Annotated in this window: 15 protein-coding genes; 10 read left to right on the top strand and 5 right to left on the bottom strand. The window is 64.4% G+C overall.

Going from position 1 to position 14,901, the window contains the following annotated elements:
* Positions 1 to 26: 26 nt before the first annotated feature.
* Positions 27 to 899 carry a methyltransferase domain-containing protein gene (locus tag NKI58_RS00435; RefSeq protein WP_352453067.1) on the bottom strand — a complete coding sequence of 291 codons (873 nt, stop codon included), beginning with the start codon at positions 897 to 899 and terminating at the stop codon, positions 27 to 29.
* A gap of 54 nt (positions 900 to 953) precedes the next feature.
* Between NKI58_RS00435 and NKI58_RS00430 the strand changes: the two genes are divergently transcribed.
* Genes NKI58_RS00430 through NKI58_RS00415 form a run of 4 tightly spaced genes read left to right on the top strand, consistent with a single transcriptional unit; the run spans position 954 to position 3,360 of the window.
* Positions 954 to 1,754 carry a ComF family protein gene (locus NKI58_RS00430; protein ID WP_352783481.1) on the top strand — a complete coding sequence of 267 codons (801 nt, stop codon included), beginning with the start codon at positions 954 to 956 and terminating at the stop codon, positions 1,752 to 1,754.
* Positions 1,755 to 1,791: 37 nt separating this feature from the next.
* Positions 1,792 to 2,061, top strand: coding sequence for a glutaredoxin 3 (grxC, locus tag NKI58_RS00425; RefSeq protein ID WP_352670329.1), 270 nt, complete (start codon positions 1,792 to 1,794; stop codon positions 2,059 to 2,061).
* A 10-nt stretch (positions 2,062 to 2,071) separates the two neighbouring features.
* Entirely contained in the window at positions 2,072 to 2,938 is an 867-nt protein-coding gene (locus tag NKI58_RS00420; protein ID WP_352783485.1) for a carbon-nitrogen hydrolase family protein, read from the top strand.
* Positions 2,935 to 3,360, top strand: coding sequence for a DUF1178 family protein (locus NKI58_RS00415; RefSeq protein ID WP_352696735.1), 426 nt, complete (start codon positions 2,935 to 2,937; stop codon positions 3,358 to 3,360). Before NKI58_RS00420 ends, NKI58_RS00415 begins: the two co-directional genes overlap by 4 nt.
* A gap of 115 nt (positions 3,361 to 3,475) precedes the next feature.
* Here NKI58_RS00415 and NKI58_RS00410 read toward each other — a convergent pair whose 3' ends face one another.
* Complete coding sequence (locus NKI58_RS00410) at positions 3,476 to 4,276, bottom strand: SDR family NAD(P)-dependent oxidoreductase (protein ID WP_352783488.1); 801 nt, start codon at positions 4,274 to 4,276, stop codon at positions 3,476 to 3,478.
* A 181-nt stretch (positions 4,277 to 4,457) separates the two neighbouring features.
* On the opposite strand from NKI58_RS00410, the gene NKI58_RS00405 reads away from it, so the two are divergent.
* Complete coding sequence (locus NKI58_RS00405; protein WP_352783490.1) at positions 4,458 to 5,678, top strand: winged helix-turn-helix domain-containing protein; 1,221 nt, start codon at positions 4,458 to 4,460, stop codon at positions 5,676 to 5,678.
* A 9-nt stretch (positions 5,679 to 5,687) separates the two neighbouring features.
* Complete coding sequence (locus NKI58_RS00400) at positions 5,688 to 6,341, top strand: Vgb family protein (RefSeq protein WP_352633866.1); 654 nt, start codon at positions 5,688 to 5,690, stop codon at positions 6,339 to 6,341.
* 62 nt (positions 6,342 to 6,403) lie between these two features.
* On the opposite strand, the gene NKI58_RS00395 is transcribed toward NKI58_RS00400, so the two are convergent.
* Together NKI58_RS00395 and NKI58_RS00390 are read right to left on the bottom strand one after the other, a co-directional pair.
* The gene (locus NKI58_RS00395) at positions 6,404 to 7,897 is read right to left on the bottom strand and encodes an FAD-dependent monooxygenase (RefSeq protein WP_023675145.1); all 1,494 of its coding nucleotides are present in this window, start codon (positions 7,895 to 7,897) and stop codon (positions 6,404 to 6,406) included.
* A gap of 69 nt (positions 7,898 to 7,966) precedes the next feature.
* Positions 7,967 to 8,452: a MarR family winged helix-turn-helix transcriptional regulator gene (locus NKI58_RS00390; protein ID WP_352542481.1), complete on the bottom strand. Its 486-nt coding sequence runs from the start codon at positions 8,450 to 8,452 to the stop codon at positions 7,967 to 7,969.
* A 101-nt stretch (positions 8,453 to 8,553) separates the two neighbouring features.
* Here NKI58_RS00390 and NKI58_RS00385 point away from each other — a divergent pair, with 101 nt between their 5' ends.
* Positions 8,554 to 9,444 carry a DMT family transporter gene (locus NKI58_RS00385; RefSeq protein WP_352503215.1) on the top strand — a complete coding sequence of 297 codons (891 nt, stop codon included), beginning with the start codon at positions 8,554 to 8,556 and terminating at the stop codon, positions 9,442 to 9,444.
* 19 nt (positions 9,445 to 9,463) lie between these two features.
* Here the strand turns inward: NKI58_RS00385 and ubiG are convergent, their stop codons facing one another.
* Positions 9,464 to 10,213 (bottom strand): bifunctional 2-polyprenyl-6-hydroxyphenol methylase/3-demethylubiquinol 3-O-methyltransferase UbiG, encoded by a 750-nt coding sequence (ubiG, locus tag NKI58_RS00380; protein ID WP_023675148.1) that lies wholly within the window; start codon positions 10,211 to 10,213, stop codon positions 9,464 to 9,466.
* 214 nt (positions 10,214 to 10,427) lie between these two features.
* Between ubiG and NKI58_RS00375 the strand changes: the two genes are divergently transcribed.
* From NKI58_RS00375 to ptsP, 3 genes are all read left to right on the top strand, one after another.
* The gene (locus NKI58_RS00375) at positions 10,428 to 10,997 is read left to right on the top strand and encodes a putative glycolipid-binding domain-containing protein (protein WP_352783502.1); all 570 of its coding nucleotides are present in this window, start codon (positions 10,428 to 10,430) and stop codon (positions 10,995 to 10,997) included.
* 198 nt (positions 10,998 to 11,195) lie between these two features.
* The gene (locus NKI58_RS00370) at positions 11,196 to 12,449 is read left to right on the top strand and encodes an aspartate kinase (RefSeq protein WP_352634310.1); all 1,254 of its coding nucleotides are present in this window, start codon (positions 11,196 to 11,198) and stop codon (positions 12,447 to 12,449) included.
* Positions 12,450 to 12,630: 181 nt separating this feature from the next.
* Positions 12,631 to 14,901 (top strand): phosphoenolpyruvate--protein phosphotransferase, encoded by a 2,271-nt coding sequence (ptsP, locus tag NKI58_RS00365; RefSeq protein WP_352783505.1) that lies wholly within the window; start codon positions 12,631 to 12,633, stop codon positions 14,899 to 14,901.

The raw sequence follows: 14,901 nt of genomic DNA, 5'->3' as shown, positions 1-14,901 counted from the left end.
CGCTTAGCTTTTGCGCAAGGATACGCTCAGGGGCCGCCGGGGTTTTCCAGGATTGTCTTCAGCGATATTTTTGCGGAGCCCGGCTTCAGCGGCTTTTGCTGAGAGGCATCGGGCGCCCAGCCTGACATCCAGACCACCGAGAAACTCGCCCTGACGCGGCCATCGGCATCCGAAAACCGCTCCGCATAGATTTCGGCGGCGCGCGCGAACAGCGCTCGCGTGCCCGGCCGCCTGCTGCGGTCGACAAGCGCGCTGGTCTCGCCCATGGCGCGCAGGTCGGCGACCAGGCCAAATAGCGAATCGTAGCGCACCGTGATCGTCTCGACGTCGGCAACCGGCAGTGCCAGGCCGGCGCGCTGCAGCAGCGCGCCGGCGTCGCGGACGTCGGTGAACGGGATCACACGCGGGCTGGCGCCGCCATAGAGCTCGGTCTCGGCGGCAAGCAGGCTTTCGCGCAGTTCGGAGAGCGTGCCTGTGCCGGCGAAGGCGCCGAGGAAAAGCCCGTCCGGCTTCAGCGCCCGGCGGACCTGCACCAGCATGCCGGGAATGTCGTTCATCGCCTGCAGCGACAGCAGCGAGACTGCGAGGTCGAGGCTTTCCGGCTCGAATGGCACGGTTTCCAACGGCGCCAACAGTCCTGGCTGGCCACCCAGGAAAGCGGCGTCGGCCTCGACGCGCACGTTTTCCGTCACCTTGCCGCTTTCGGCGAGCACCTCTGCTGCTGCCGGCGTCTGGCAAAACAATGAGGCCGCCTTGCCGAACCTGCGTTCGACGGCGCCGAGCCGGTCGGCAAGATCCTCGGCCGCCCGCCGCATGAGGAAATCCGCGCCGGCGATGGGACGGGTCAGTGCCCGGCGCTTGCGCGCCAGCCAGAGCGAGGTGTCAATTACAGGCTGCAATGGGCAGGTCCTTGTGCTTCGCTCTCTGATATAGTGATGCGGAGGACCAACCACGTGGCCGATCCCATGTCAGAGATCAAGCGTATTGCGATCAAGAGCATTGCCCGCAAGGCATTGGGCTGGCCAGCGCGCCTCTTGTTCCCGCCGGTCTGTGCCGGCTGCCGCCGCCATGTCTCGCAGCCCGGCGTGTTGTGCGGCGCCTGCTGGCCGAAACTCAGGTTGCTGGAACGGCCATGGTGCCCGGTGATGGGCACGCCGTTCACGCACAGTATGGGTGAGGGGTTCCTTTCGGCGGAGGCGATAGCCGACCCGCCGCCGTTCGAGCGCGCGCGGGCGGCGGTCGCCTATTCCGGCGTTGCCCGCCAGATGGTGCAAGGGCTGAAATACCAGGACCGCACCGATCTGGCGCCGTGGATGGCGCGCTGGATGCTTCGCGCCGGTGCCGAGCTCATCGCCGAGGCCGATGTGGTCGTGCCGGTGCCGCTGCACTGGCGGCGTTTCTTCAGGCGGCAGTTCAACCAGTCGGCGGAACTGGCGCGGGCGGTGGCGCAGCTCGGGGAGCGGCCTTTCGCGCCCTCTGCCATCAGGCGCGTCAAACTCACGCGCCAGCAGGTCGGGCTTGAGCGGCGGGAACGCGAGGAAAATGTTCGCGCCGCATTCAAAGTGCCGGATGAGGCGGAGATCGAAATCGCCGGCCGCCGGGTGCTGCTGATCGACGATGTCTACACCACCGGCGCCACCGTCCGCGCGGTCGCCAGGGCATTGAAGAAGGGCGGTGCCGGCGCAGTCGACGTACTGACCTTCGCGCGTGTGCTGCCGGGGGACTTTCGGGCCGACGAATCGGCGCCTATATAGCCTAGATGACAGCGGAACGAGGCAGGGTTGCTGACCGATGGTCGATGTGACGATCTACACGCGGATGATGTGCGGCTATTGCACCGCGGCCAAGCGGCTGCTCGACAGGAAGGGTGTCGCCTATACCGAGCACGACGCCTCCTTCTCGCCGGAACTGCGCCGGGAAATGATTTCTCGGGCCCATGGCCGTTCCACCTTTCCGCAGATATTCATCGGCGACACGCATGTCGGCGGCTCCGACGATCTCCACGAATTGGAGGCGGAAGGACGGCTGGACGGATTGCTCGCCAACGGCTCGACCAGATAAGGACATGACGATGCGTGCTTTCAAGGCGGCGGCGATCCAGATGCGTTCGGGTACCAGCCCGGAGCGCAATGCGGTCGATCTGGAACGGCTGGTCCGCGAGGCGGCAGGTCTTGGCGCGTCCTATGTCCAGACCCCGGAAATGACCGGCGCGCTGATCCGCGACAGCCAGGCGCGGGCCGCTTCCTTCACCTCCGAAGACAAGGACATCGTCGTCTCGACGTCGCGGAGGCTGGCCAAGGAGCTCGGCATCTTCCTGCATATCGGCTCGACCGCCATTCTGCGCGCCGACGGCAAGCTTGCCAACCGCGCCCTTCTGTTCGGGCCGGACGGCGCCACCATTGCCACCTACGACAAGATCCACATGTTCGACGTCAATCTCGACGAAGGCGAGAGCTGGCGCGAATCCGCCGCCTATGAGCCAGGCACCGAGGCCGTCGTCGCCGAAATCAATGGCGCGAAGCTCGGCTTTGCCGTCTGCTACGATCTGCGCTTTCCGCAGCTGTTCCGTGCCGAGGCGCTGGCCGGCGCCGATCTGCTTTCGGTGCCCGCCGCCTTCACCCGCCAGACCGGCGAAGCGCATTGGCATGTGCTGCTCAGGGCGCGCGCCATCGAGAACGGTGCCTATGTCGTCGCCGCCGCGCAAGGCGGAGTGCACGAGGACGGCCGCGAAACCTATGGCCATTCGCTGATCGTCGATCCCTGGGGCCGCATTATCGCCGAGGCGGCGCATGAGGAGCCGGCAGTGATCGTCGCCGAGATCGACCCGGGGCAGTCAGTCGCTGCGCGCAAAAAGATACCGAACCTCAAGAACGCACGCGACTTTGCCGTCAACGCCGGTTCGGCGGAGGCAATGCCGCTCAGGGGTGCTGCCTCTTGATCCGCTTTTCCCTGCTCTGCGAGCACGAGCACGAATTCGAGGCCTGGTTCCGCAGCAACGACGATTTCGACACACAGAAGAGGCGCGGTTTCGTCGATTGCCCGGCCTGCGGCTCGCACAAGGTCGAGAAGGCGCTGATGGCGCCTGCCGTCTCCACCGGGCGCAAGCGCGAAAGCATCGCGCTGGCCATGGGCGAGGCGCAGAAGCAGGCGCTGGCGCAGCTCAAGGCCATGGCCGACAAGGTGCGCGAGAATGCCGACTATGTCGGCGACAAATTCGCCGAGGAAGCGCGCAAGATCCATTTCGGTGAAAGCGATCCGCGCGGCATCTATGGCGAGGCGACGCTGGACGAGGCCAAGAGCCTGGCCGAAGATGGCGTCGAGTTCTTGCCGATTCCAAGCTTCCCCGACGACCGCAACTGATCCGTCAACCTGCTCCGTACATAGCGAGGCATCTCTTCGCTAGGCAGCGCCGTGAAGGTCGGGGCGGCGCCGAAGGGCGGCGATGCTGCCGCCCCCTGCACAAGCGTCCGCAATTTCAGGCCGAGCAGCAAGGATGGGCCTCGCGGGCAATCGTTTCGCTGCTTCTTTCATGCCCACTGCCTGACGGGCTTGCTTCACTTGACGGGCTTGCTTCCGCATAGGCTGCAAACTGGCGTTCAAGCGCCTTGACTGCACTGCTGCGCCAGCCTTCCGCCAGGGATTCCGACATGGGATCGGGGAAGATTTCCTCTTCGCCGTTCTCCACTCCGTCCAGGATCGCCCGCGCGACAGACTCCGGAGAGGCCTTCGCGATGTCCAGGCCCCGGGTCATGTCCGTGTCCACGGGGCCGGGAAGGACCCTGTGGACGCTGACACCCCGTCCGGCCAAAAGGGTGCGCAACGACTGCGACAGCGAGAATGAGGCCGCCTTGGAGATCGAGTAAGCCGGACTGAACGGCACGGCGGCAATCGAGGCCAGCGACAGAATGTTGACGATGGCTCCCCGCGACCGGGCCAACAACGGCAGCAGAGCCTGGGTAACGTCGTACGAGCCGAAGAGGTTTACGGCGAGCTGTTGTTCGAGCACACGACGGTCGCTGAGGTCATCGAAGGGCGATACGCCGGCGTTGTTGATGAGGATATCGAGAGCATCGATCTTCTCGACCGCCTCCCGGATCTGCGCAGCGTTGGTCACATCCATGGTCAGGGACGTCACACGCCGGTCGGGGTGGGCCATCGCTTGGCGGGTTGCGGCATAGACGCGCTTTACGCCTCTGCTCAGGGCTTCCTCGACCAGTGCCCGACCGATGCCCCGATTGGCGCCAGTCACCAGGATGGTTGAACCTTCGATCTTCATTGCGTCTCTCCTAGTGCTTTATCGTTGTGTTCGAGCTCAGTGCACAATCTAGCCGCGACTCAAGGTTGGCGCGCCGCAACTCAGGTTGGCTACAGTCGCCGTTGTCGATACGACTGGTTGGTGAGATGGACTTAGCGCCGGATGTCGAAGCCATGGGAGTGACAAGTGTGACGGGATTCCGATGGACTCGCTAATCACGGCGGCGGCGCATGCGCTTGCGGCGGGCGATCCGCTCGGCGCCTTGAAACGGGTTGCGCTGCGCGACGATGCGCCGGCACTGGCGTTGCGCGGTATCGCGATGGCGCAGCTTGGCGACCTGAATAGGGCGAAGGTTCTCCTCAAGAGGGCGGCGCACGCATTCAGCCCGAGGGAGGCCGTGGCCCGCGCGCGGTGTATCGTCGCCGAGGCCGAGATCGCGCTCGTCTCGCGCGACCTTACCTGGCCGGCCAAGGCACTCGACGCCGCACGGGCGACGCTTGAAAAGCATGGCGACCGCGTCAACGCCGCGCATGCGCGCAACCTCGACGTTCGGCGCCTGCTGCTGATCGGCCATCTCGACGAAGCCGAGCGCAGGCTGGACGGCTTCGATCCCTCGCCGCTGCCGCCGGCATCGCGGGCCGCCCACGAGCTGGCTGTCGCCGGCATCGCCATCCGCCGCTTGCGGACCGGCCCTGCGCGCGCCGCGCTTGGCCTGGCGGCGCGGGCGGCGCGCGCGTCCGGCATCCCCGCGCTGATCGCGGAGGTGGAGAGCGCATCGCTGGTGCTGGACACGCCGGCCGCACGCCTTGTCGCGCGTGGCGGGGAACGGCCCCTCCTGCTCGATGAAGTCGAAGCGCTCCTGGCGTCGGGGGCGCTCGTGGTGGATGCATGCCGCAACGTCGTGCGGGTCGCAGACACCGTCGTCTCGCTGGCGACCCGCCCGGTGCTGTTCGCGCTGGCCCGCGCGCTGGCCGAAGCCTGGCCGGGGGACGTGGCAAGAAGTACGCTTATTGCGCGCGCTTTCCGCGGAAAGGACGCGGACGAATCACATCGCGCACGGTTACGGGTCGAAGTCGGGCGGCTTCGCGCGGAGCTTCGGAGCTTGGCGGATGTGAGCGCGACGAAGCGGGGCTTTGCGCTGGCCCCGCGCCGCGCAGGTGAGGTCGTCGTGCTGGCGCCACCCGTCGAAGAAGAGCATGCCGCCGTGCTCGCCTTCCTCGCCGACGGCGAGTCTTGGTCGAGTTCGGCCCTGGCGATTGCGCTTGGAGCCAGTTCGCGTACCGTGCAGCGAGCGCTCGAGCAGCTCGCCCAGGCCGGCAAGGTGCAGTCGTTCGGCCGCGGACGGGCGCGTCGCTGGATGACCCCGCCGCTGACGGGTTTCCCGACAATCTTGTTACTCCCCGGCCCACTGCCGGGCTACTAGGATGGAATCATGGAACGATCCGCAGCCGAAATCCTTCGAGAATATGGACCCTTTCCGGGTGTCGACCACGTGGACGGCGTTACCTTCGACGGTGAGCATGTCTGGTTTGCCTCAGGCGACAGATTGAACGCCTTCGATCCGGCAAGCGGCAAAGTGGTGCGCTCGATCGACGTCGCGGCGCACGCCGGAACGGCCTTCGACGGCCAGCACCTCTATCAGATCGCCGAGGATCGCATCCAGAAGATCGATCCGAGGAATGGCCAGGTGCTGGCGACGATCCCGGCGCCCGGCAATGGCGGTGATTCCGGGCTCGCCTGGGCCGAAGGAACGCTCTGGGTCGGGCAGCATCGGGGCCGAAAGATTCATCAGGTCGATCCCGAGACAGGGGCAATCCTTCGCACCATCGTTTCCAACCGCGTCGTCACCGGGGTCAGCTGGGTCGACGGCGAGCTGTGGCATGGCACCTGGGAGGGGGAGGAGAGCGATGTCAGGCGGATCGATCCGGAAACGGGAAAGGTCCTTGAGAAGCTCGATATGCCGCCGGGAACAGGCGTGTCGGGGCTCGAATCCGATGGCGGCGACCAGTTTTTCTGTGGCGGCGGAAACAGCGGCAAGATCAGAGCTGTTCGCCGGCCCAAACGAGGCTCGGCGACCAGAATCTGAGTTTTTGCCCTCCGTAGCCGTTTGATTTCGGGACCATTCGAGCTAACTGGTTTTTGCGGTTTTTAGCCCGGTGGTCCGAACCAGGTGTTCATCGCGTCTTGAAGACCATCCTGCGTCCTGTCGCCTACCCAAGCAACATATCCATCGGGTCGGATTAAAACTGCGGTTGGAGCGGAGACCAAACCTAGCGCAGGCAACTCCCATGGATCGTCCCATTTGGCGTAAACCAACTTAATGCGGTCTGACCACGGCTTGATGTCGAGGCTGCCCGGCGCGTCGAGATTCAAGAGCACTGGCCGCGCTTTTTGGAGGAGCGCAAATACGCGCATGGGACCATCAGGCGTGGCCAGGTCGAGGTCAGGAATGCGGCGGCCGACCAGCGGATGCCCCTGGCCGAGGTCGTAATGGATACCAAGTCCGGACATCTCGGCAGCGATCCGTTTGCGAGGCTCCTCCATCCCAAGGAGCTCTGATACGATTTCACGCAAGGCTTCAGTGCGATCATCAGTACGTTGCAATGCGACCTGTGCCATTGTCGTACGCAACACGCGGGCCGCAACCGGATGCCGCTCGATGTGATAAGTGTCGAGCAAGCGTTCAGGCGATGTTCCTTTCACCACTTGGGCCAACTTCCAACCGAGGTTCACCGCATCCTGCACACCGATATTGAGGCCTTGTCCGCCCACCGGGGAATGCACATGGGCGGCATCGCCCGCTAGGAGAACCCGGCCCTTGCGGTAAGCCGCCGCCTGCCGCGACATGTCCGTGAACCTGGAAATCCAGGTTGGGCTATGGATTCCGTAATCTGTTCCGCATGCGGCGACGAGCGCTTCGCGGAGATCGCGCAGCGTGGGCTCGGTCGTGGCGCCGACATTCTTTTCAGTGACCATGACGCCTATGGGACCTTTATCGGCAAAGACGACCTTGCCGTCACGAATTTCGTACTCTTCCCTGCCGAAGGCATGGATGCCAAGTGCGGTGCGATGAATGCCCAGTGGCGGCTCCTCCGCCATCTCGGCCTCGGCGAGGATGCTGCTGGTCGTCGCATCCCATCCTCGAAACTCAATGCCAGCAGCTTTGCGGACCAGACTGCGGCCTCCATCACACCCGACGAGATAGCTTGCCCGCAGCGACGCACCATCGGACAGTTCGATGGTGACGCCGGCGTCGTCCTGCACGAAACACGTTAATTCACGGGCGCGATAGATCGGCACTGCCAGCTCGCTGACCCATCCAGCGAGAATGCGCTCAATGTGTTTCTGTCTCAGCGCCAGCCCGTAGTTGTGGCGGGTCGGAAAATCGCTGATGTCTAAACGCATCGCCGCGAATCCCGTGACTTGGGCTATTTGTCCTTCGGCGAGGAACCGGTCCGCGATGCCGCGCTGATCGAAAACTTCGAGAGTGCGTGAACTCAGACCTCCAGCACGCGAACCGGCAAGCTCTTGGTTCGGGCGGCGTTCGACAATGGCTACGTCGATGCCTGCCAACGCCAACTCGCCTGCCAGGGTTAGGCCCGTCGGACCTCCTCCGGCAATCACGACTGCATGTTCTGTCATCGGCAAACTCCTCTGGCAGTTACGACTCCCAATGCAATGATCGCAGAGTCCCAGTGGTTGCCGTTTGGGTTAGTTCAGGCTCGCTATCAATTTTTCGAGCAGGCGAGCGAGCATGATCTGCTCCGGGCGTATCAGGCCGGAAAGTATCTGGTGCTCGTTGGCGACGTGAGCGGTAACCGCCTCGTCAATCAACGCCAGACCCTTTTTAGTCAGCTGCACGACAATGCCGCGGCGATCGTCGGGGTGCGGCCCGCGCTTGATCAGGCCGGATTTCTCGAGCCGGTCGAGGCGGTTGGTCATCGCGCCCGACGTCACCATCGTCGCCTCGTAGAGAGCCGTCGGCGTCAGCGCGTATGGCGGCCCGGAACGACGCAGCGTTGCCAGCACATCGAATTCTCCGGATTGCAGCCCGTAACTTGCAAACAGCGGCGCCAGCCGCTCTCGTGCGATCAGCGAGGCGGCCTCGTTCAACCGTCCGAGCACGGCCATCGGCGAGACATCGAGATCCGGCCGTTCCTTTTTCCATTGCCCGATCGCTTTTGCTGCGCGATCCATGTCTCTCACCGTTATGTATCTTGACGTGAAGAATCTTTAGCTTATCTTACCTCAGCTTGCGATATTGGCCAAGTGCCGCGAACGGGCGACGGGACGGTGCGATGAAATTTCTCTGGGACTCGGCGCTTGGCCTTCTGGTTGTCACCGGTGGACTGCTCGGCCTGACGCTGCCGTTCGGCAAGATCGCGACGGCGGCCGGCGTGGCCGCCATGGTCTGGGCCTTCGTCATCTCGCTTGGTGCCGGCGGCGTGCTTTTATGCGCATTGCTGCTCAACGGGAAGCGCATGCGGCTTACGCCGCACAGGCTGCGCTATTTCTTCGTCACCGCGGCCGTCTCATATGCAATCCCCAATCTGCTGATGTTTTCAGCCATTCCGCATCTGGGCGCCGGCTACAGCGGCATCATGTTCACGCTGTCGCCGGTCGTCACGCTGGTGTTCTCGATGCTGCTCGGCGTCAGGCGCCCGACCATGCTGGGCATCGTCGGCATAGTCGTCGGTTTCGTCGGCGCAGTCATGGTGGCGGTGACGCGCGGCGAAGCGGGCCAGCCGGCCGAATTTTTCTGGGTTGCGATGGGCCTGCTCATCCCGGTCAGCCTCGCCGCCGGCAACATTTACCGTACCGTCGACTGGCCCGAAGGCACCGGCCCGATCGAGCTCGCCGTCGGCAGCCATCTGGCAGCAGCCTTGATGCTGTTTGCCGGCATTCTGGTCCTGCTTGGCGGCAATGCATTCGGCTCGCTCGGCGGCGTGCCGCTGGTCGCTGCGGCACAGGTGGCATCAGCCTCGGCGATGTTCGCCTTCTTCTTCCGCCTGCAAGCGGTCGGCGGCCCGGTCTATCTCAGCCAGATCGGCTACGTCGCGGCGGCGGTCGGGCTGTTTGCCGGGACCCTCTTCCTCGGCGAGCGCTATCAACTGCTGACCTGGGCCGGTGCCGTCATCATCACCGCCGGCGTGTTCATCACCACCAAGGCGCAAAGCCAGAGGCCATAGGGGCCAGAAGGCGTAAGCTTCAGACGGATGCCTTCTCCGCCAGCACCATGTAGTTGACGTCCATGTCCTTCGAGCGCTGCCAGCGGTCGGCGAGCGGGTTGTAGGTGACGCCGGTGCGGTCGATGACGGTCAGGCCGGCGCCGGCAAGCGCCTTTTCCAGTTCCTCGGGGCGCACCAGCTTGCCGAACTGGTGGGTGCCGCGTGGCAGCCAACGCAGCACATATTCGGCGCCGATGATGGCCAGGCCCAGGGCCTTCAGCGTGCGGTTGATGGTGGCGACGAACATGATGCCGCCAGGCTTGACCATCTCGCCGCATTTGGCCAGGAACAGATCGACATTGGCGACATGCTCGACCACTTCCATGTTGAGGATGACGTCGAATTTTTCGCCGGCATCGGCAAGATCTTCCGCGGTCGTGGCGCGATAATCCACGCTCACGCCGACTTCCGCCGCATGCAGCTTGGCCACTTCGATGTTGGTGGCGGAGGCATCGGCGCCGACCACTTCGGCGCCAAGCCGCGCCATCGGCTCGCACAAAAGCCCGCCGCCGCAGCCGATGTCAAGGAAGCGCAGGCCTTCGAACGGCCGTGCCGCACGCGGATCGCGGCCGAAGCGGGCCGCCACCTGGTCGCGGATATAGGCAAGCCGGATCGGGTTGAACTTGTGCAACGGGCGGAACTTGCCGTTCGGGTTCCACCATTCGGCGGCAAGGGCGGAAAAGCGTTCCACCTCTCCGGCATCGATCGTCGATCGTCGGGGCTCTGGCATGGCGTGGTCTCCTCGGACGCTAGGAAGTCGGGCGCGAGGCTGCGAATGTCAAGGCGCGAAATTCACCGCCGGCGGTGCGATGCGCGCGATGCCTTCCGGCGCCGCCTTTTGCCGGCTGCATTTGTGTCAGCACGTGTCAGTTGATGGTGTGCCGGAAGGAAACGCCTAGGCTTTGGCGGACGAAGCAGAGACATCGGGTTCGGAGGAGTGCGCAATGATGCGAGCGGTTGCTTCCATTCTTTGGCGCCGGCTTGACCAGGAAGGCCACGACGCTTGCCTTCTGTCGGAATCGGGCTCTGGGTGGAACCTCAGGGGACAGGCGCTTTTCGTCCAGGACGGCGAGCCGTGCAGCATCGCCTACGAGGCGGACTGCGACGCCGATTGGCATACACGATCGGCGCGCGCCGACGGCTTTCTCGGCACGCAAGAGCTGCATTACAGGATCGACCGGCTGACTGAGCGCCAATGGACGCTGAACGGCGAGCATCAAGCGGAAGTCGACGGTCTCATCGATGTCGATCTCGGCTTCACGCCCGCAACGAACCTTTTGGCGCTTCGCCGTTTTGCCCTCGATGTCGGCACGGCGACGCCCGCCCCGGCGGCCTATCTGACATTTCCCGAACTCAGGCTCGTTCGCCTCGAGCAAACCTATCAGCGCGTCGATGCTGCACATTACGCCTATGCCGCCCCGATGTTCGGCTACCAAGAGACACTGGAGGTCTCGCCGCTCGGTTTCGTCCTCGACTATCCGCGCCTGTGGAGAGCCACGGCACAGCTGGGCTGAAGCGAGCGGCATTTGCCAAGAGGCAGTGCAGGCGTGACGCTGTGCTCGTGTGTCGCCTGGCCGGCAGCGGCGGCATGCCTTGCGAAACCGCCATCATTTGGCTAAGGAGGCCGCGCATTGAGCGCCCGGCCACAGCTTGGCGCATTTTTCCGCTTTTCGGCCTTCGGTCCGGCATCCAGTCAAAGGCATTTCGCTTCTATGGCGCGCATCGTGATGAAATTCGGCGGAACGTCCGTCGCCGACATCGTCCGCATCCGCAATGTGGCGCGTCATGTCAAACGCGAGGTCGACGCCGGCCATGAGGTCGCCGTCGTGGTCTCGGCGATGGCCGGCAAGACCAACGAGCTCGTGCAATGGACGCGCGAGGCCTCGCCGATGCACGATGCGCGTGAATATGACGCCGTGGTCGCCTCCGGCGAGCAGGTCACTGCCGGCTTGCTGGCGATCGCGCTGCAGAATATCGGCGTGCATGCCCGCTCCTGGCAAGGCTGGCAGATCCCGATCAAGACCGACAACGCGCATGGCGCGGCGCGCATTCTCGACATCGACGGCGCGTTCTTGATCAAGCGCTTCGGCGAAGGCCAGGTGGCGGTGGTTGCCGGTTTCCAGGGCATCGGGCCGGACAATCGGATCGCGACACTCGGTCGTGGCGGCTCCGATACCAGCGCAGTCGCCATCGCGGCAGCGGTCAAGGCCGACCGCTGCGATATCTACACCGACGTCGACGGGGTCTATACGACCGATCCGCGCATCGAGCCGAAGGCGCGGCGGCTGGCCAAGATTTCGTTCGAGGAAATGCTCGAAATGGCCTCGCTCGGCGCCAAGGTCCTGCAGGTGCGCTCGGTCGAGCTTGCCATGGTGCACAGGGTGCGTACTTTCGTGCGGTCGTCCTTCGACGATCCCGACGCACCAGGAATGGGGGATTTGCTTAATCCGCCGGGAACGCTTATTTGCGACGAGGAAGAGATCGTGGAACAGCAGGTCGTCACCGGAATTGCCTACGCCAAGGACGAGGCGCAGATTTCGTTGCGCCGCGTCGGCGATCGGCCGGGCGTCGCCGCCGGCATTTTCGGGCCGCTGGCCGAGGCCAACATCAATGTCGACATGATCGTCCAGAATATCTCCGAGGACGGCAAGTTCACTGACATGACCTTCACCGTGCCATCCGGCGACGTCGACAAGGCGCTCGCCGTGCTCGAGCGGCTGAAGGCGACGATCGGCTACGACGTGGTGCAGTCGGAAGCCGGCATGTCGAAGGTCTCGGTCATTGGCATCGGCATGCGCAGCCATGCCGGCGTCGCCGCTACCGCCTTCAAGGCGCTTGCCGACCGCGCGATCAACATCCGCGCCATCACGACGTCCGAAATCAAGATTTCGATCCTGATCGACGGTCCCTATACGGAACTAGCAGTTCGCACTTTGCATTCCGTGTACGGTCTGGATAAGCAGTAGCGGACTGCATCGGCCCGAAAATCGGAATCGATTTTCGGAAGGCAGGATGCAGCGGATCGAAAATCTTGGAGCGGTCTTTATGCGTCCAATTGGACGATGGCGCTCTAATTGAGTTGTTGCGTTTGTGCCGCTGTGCAGGGCAACCTGCACCGGTTGAAACGCTATTGGAGAAGAAGCCGCGATGCGTGATTCGGCCAGTGGCCCGCGCGTTTTGCTGAAACGGCTCCGCGAGCTCATGCAAGAGCCGCTGGAGCCGCAGGAGCGGCTTGACCGAATCGTGCGCGACATCGCCTCCAACATGGTTGCCGAGGTCTGCTCGCTCTATGTGCTGCGCGCCGATTCGGTGCTCGAACTCTACGCCACCGAAGGCCTGAACCCGAACGCCGTCCACCTGGCGCAGCTCAGGCTGGGCCAAGGCCTGGTCGGCACGATCGCGGCCTCGGCGCGGCCGCTCAACCTCTCCAATGCACAGGAGCATCCTGCCTTCGCCTACCTGCCGGAGACAGGGGAAGAAATCTATAATTCCTTCCTCGGCGTGCCGGTGCTGCGGGCAGGGCGGACACTCGGCGTCCTGGTCGTGCAGAACAAGACCATGCGCCATTATCGCGACGACGAGGTCGAGGCGCTGGAAACAACGGCGATGGTGATCGCCGAGATGATCGCCACCGGCGATCTGGAGCGGCTGACAAGGCCCGGCCTCGAGCTCGATCTGCGCCGCCCGGTAAGCTTTACCGGCCTGTCCTTCAACGAAGGCGTCGGTCTCGGCCATGTGGTGCTGCACGAGCCGCGCATCGTCGTCACCAATCTTTTCAACGAGGACAGCGAGGAAGAGGTCAGGCGGCTCGACGCGTCGCTCGGCTCGCTCAGGCTCTCCATCGACGACATGCTGGAGCGCCGCGACGTCGCCTTCGAGGGCGAGCATCGCCAGGTGCTCGAAGCCTATCGCATGTTCGCCAACGACCGCGGCTGGGTGCGCCGGCTCGAGGAGGCGATCCGCAACGGCCTGACGGCCGAAGCGGCGGTCGAAAAGGTGCAGAGCGACATGCGTGCCCGCATGCTGCACATGACCGATCCGTATCTGCGCGAACGGATGAGCGATTTCGACGATCTCGCCAATCGGCTGCTGCGGCAGCTGATGGGGCGCGGACCGGAGGACGTCGCGGCCTCGCTGCCCAAGGACGCCATCATCGTCGCCCGCTCGATGGGTGCTGCGGAGCTGCTCGATTATCCCAGGGACAAGCTGCGCGGGCTGGTGCTGGAGGACGGCGCCGCGACCAGCCATGTCGTCATCGTGGCGCGGGCCATGGGCATACCGGTCGCCGGCCAGATGAAGGGCGCCGTTTCCATGGCGGAAAACGGCGATGCCATCATCGTCGACGGCGAGGAAGGCGCGATCCATCTGCGCCCGCAGCCCGACCTCGAGGCGGCCTATGCCGAGAAAGTGCGTTTCCGGGCGCGGCGGCAGGAGGTCTACCGCGAGCTGCGCAAGAAGCCGTCGGTGACCAAGGACGGTGTCCAGGTCGACCTTCTGATGAATGCCGGGCTGGCGGTCGACCTGCCGCAACTGGCCGAAGCGGGCGCGGCCGGCATCGGCCTGTTCCGCACCGAGCTGCAATTCATGGTCGCCTCGACCTTTCCGCGCGCGGAAGCCCAGGAGCGCTTGTACCGTGACGTGCTCCAGGCGGCGCGCGACAAGCCGGTGACGTTCCGCACCATCGATATTGGCGGCGACAAGGTGCTGCCCTATTTCAAGGGCTCGATCCAGGAGGAGAACCCGGCGCTCGGCTGGCGCGCCATCCGCCTGACGCTCGACCGGCCTGGCCTGCTGCGCACCCAGATCCGCGCGCTGCTCAAGGCGTGCGGCGGGCGCGAACTGAAGCTGATGCTGCCAATGGTGACGGAACTCGGTGAGATCGTGCAGGCGCGCGAGATCATCGATCGCGAGGTCCGGCATTTGTCGCGCTTTGCCCATCATTTGCCGACCAGCCTTAAGGTGGGGGCGATGCTGGAGGTGCCGTCGCTGCTGTTCCAGCTCGACGAGTTGATGAAGGCGGTCGATTTCGTCTCGGTCGGCTCGAACGACCTGTTCCAGTTCGTCATGGCGGTGGACCGTGGCAATACCCAATTGTCCGACCGCTTCGACCCGCTGTCGACGCCGTTCCTGCGTGTTTTGAAGCAAATTGCCGATGCCGGGGCTCGCAACCAGACGCCGGTGACCCTGTGCGGCGAACTTGCCGGCAAGCCGATCTCGGCGATGGCGCTGATCGGCCTTGGCTATCGCTCGATCTCGATGTCGCCGGCATCGATCGGCCCGGTCAAGGCGATGCTGACGGAACTGCCGCTCAGCGAACTGGAAGCGTTCTTCGACGACAATCTGATGGCGCCGGCGCATGGCCTGCCGATGCGGGCGCTGCTGCAAGCCTTTGCCGATGACCGCTCGATACCGCTATAG

The organism is Mesorhizobium sp. M0522 (assembly GCF_040321085.1).
Classification (GTDB): domain Bacteria; phylum Pseudomonadota; class Alphaproteobacteria; order Rhizobiales; family Rhizobiaceae; genus Mesorhizobium.
Note: the sequence above shows the minus strand (reverse complement) of the source record. Positions and strands in the feature narration are given on the sequence as shown.

Coding starts and splice junctions, on each gene's coding strand:
- grxC (WP_352670329.1), top strand. CDS start 1,792: ATGGTCGATGTGACGATCTACACGCGGATGATGTGCGGCTATTGCACC.
- NKI58_RS00420 (WP_352783485.1), top strand. CDS start 2,072: ATGCGTGCTTTCAAGGCGGCGGCGATCCAGATGCGTTCGGGTACCAGC.
- NKI58_RS00410 (WP_352783488.1), bottom strand. CDS start 4,276: ATGAAGATCGAAGGTTCAACCATCCTGGTGACTGGCGCCAATCGGGGC.
- NKI58_RS00405 (WP_352783490.1), top strand. CDS start 4,458: ATGGACTCGCTAATCACGGCGGCGGCGCATGCGCTTGCGGCGGGCGAT.
- NKI58_RS00400 (WP_352633866.1), top strand. CDS start 5,688: ATGGAACGATCCGCAGCCGAAATCCTTCGAGAATATGGACCCTTTCCG.
- NKI58_RS00395 (WP_023675145.1), bottom strand. CDS start 7,897: ATGACAGAACATGCAGTCGTGATTGCCGGAGGAGGTCCGACGGGCCTA.
- NKI58_RS00390 (WP_352542481.1), bottom strand. CDS start 8,452: ATGGATCGCGCAGCAAAAGCGATCGGGCAATGGAAAAAGGAACGGCCG.
- NKI58_RS00385 (WP_352503215.1), top strand. CDS start 8,554: ATGAAATTTCTCTGGGACTCGGCGCTTGGCCTTCTGGTTGTCACCGGT.
- ubiG (WP_023675148.1), bottom strand. CDS start 10,213: ATGCCAGAGCCCCGACGATCGACGATCGATGCCGGAGAGGTGGAACGC.
- NKI58_RS00375 (WP_352783502.1), top strand. CDS start 10,428: ATGATGCGAGCGGTTGCTTCCATTCTTTGGCGCCGGCTTGACCAGGAA.
- NKI58_RS00370 (WP_352634310.1), top strand. CDS start 11,196: ATGGCGCGCATCGTGATGAAATTCGGCGGAACGTCCGTCGCCGACATC.
- ptsP (WP_352783505.1), top strand. CDS start 12,631: ATGCGTGATTCGGCCAGTGGCCCGCGCGTTTTGCTGAAACGGCTCCGC.